The sequence below is a fragment of the Mesorhizobium sp. M2C.T.Ca.TU.002.02.1.1 genome, from assembly GCF_003997225.1.
In genome coordinates this window covers 1-1,244 of record NZ_RZTO01001222.1, presented here as the reverse complement: position 1 = coordinate 1,244, position 1,244 = coordinate 1, and the positions used below count along the sequence as shown (strand labels likewise).

The 1,244-nt window shown below is 63.5% G+C and carries 2 protein-coding genes; both read left to right on the top strand.

Features of this window, described 5'->3' with window-relative positions:
* The first annotated feature begins 175 nt into the window (after positions 1-175).
* Complete coding sequence (locus tag EOD07_RS34925) at positions 176-718, top strand: helix-turn-helix domain-containing protein (protein ID WP_127238394.1); 543 nt, start codon at positions 176-178, stop codon at positions 716-718.
* A partial coding sequence (locus tag EOD07_RS34920; RefSeq protein WP_164772870.1) for a biotin/lipoyl-binding protein occupies positions 715-1,244 on the top strand: 530 nt, incomplete at its 3' end. The genes EOD07_RS34925 and EOD07_RS34920, both read left to right, overlap by 4 nt.

Sequence of the window (1,244 nt, the reverse complement as noted above, 5' to 3'; positions counted from 1 at the left end):
AGGCAAGGTCGTGCTGATGCCAGGTTGAAGCCGTCAACACCGGCTTCCCAACTCGTTTGTCGCGCATCGCTCACGGTTTTGTGTCGGCCGGATCCCAAATCGTGCCGCTTGGTAACTTGCATTATGCAATTGACCTAGTTATTTGTGACTTGCATATTGAAAGTGAGTCACGAAGATGGTTGCCAGGACGAGCTTCGAAACGCGCCCATGCCCTATCGCGCGCAGCCTCGATGAGGTCGGCGAATGGTGGAGCATCCTTTTGTTGCGCGATGCCTTCCAGGGCCTCACGCGCTTCGACCAGTTCCAGAAGAGCCTGGATATCGCGCCGAACATCCTGACGCGGCGGCTGAACAGCCTGGTCGAGCGCGGGCTGTTCGAGAAGCGCGCCTACTGCGAACGGCCGCTTCGCCATGAATATGTGCTGACCGCCAAGGCCCGCGATTTCCGGCCGGTGCTGCTTACCCTGCTTGCCTGGGGCAACCGGCATCTGGCGCCTGAAGGCCCGAGCCTTGTCGTGGTGGACACGGCGGACGGGCGCTGGGCCGATCCGGTTCTGGTCGACCGCGAGACCGGCAGGGAACTCGACAGCGGTGGCTTCACCCTGGCCACTGGACCGAAAGCCAGCGACCGCATGCGGCAACGCTACCGCTTCAGCAGCGGGGGCTCGGGCCTGCCGCTCGTCGGGAATAGCGGCCAGGAAGAGGCGAAAAACAGATGAACAAGGCTCTTTCCCCGGCCGAATTGCAGGCCTCGGTCGTCGATGTCTCGAAGCCGGCCAGGAAGCGGCGCAAGCCATTGCTGCTCGGCGCCGCGCTGGTCGCGATCGCTGCCGCAGGATGGTATGGCTTCGAGTGGTGGCAGGCCAACCGCTTCCTGGTGACGACCGACGATGCCTATGTCGGCGGCAATGTCACGCCGCTCGCACCGCGCGTCGCCGGGCATATCGACCAGGTGCTCGTCGAGGACAACCAGCATGTCACCGCGGGCCAACCGGTCATCCGCATCGACGACAGACCGTTCAAGGCGGCGCTGGAACGTGCGCAGGCATCAGTGCAGCAGAAGCAGTCGGCGCTCGACAATCTGCGCGCGCAGATATCGCTGCAGAATTCGCTGATCGCACAGGCCGAGGCCGACCTTACGGCGAAGACAGCTGCCGCCGTTTTCACCGCGCAGGATGCGAAACGCTACGAGGTGCTTGCCAGCGCCAGGACCGGCTCGCAACAGGATGCGCAAAAGAGCGCCGC

Excerpts from the sequence above, each read along its gene's own strand:
- EOD07_RS34925 (WP_127238394.1), top strand. The coding sequence starts at position 176 with ATGGTTGCCAGGACGAGCTTCGAAACGCGCCCATGCCCTATCGCGCGC.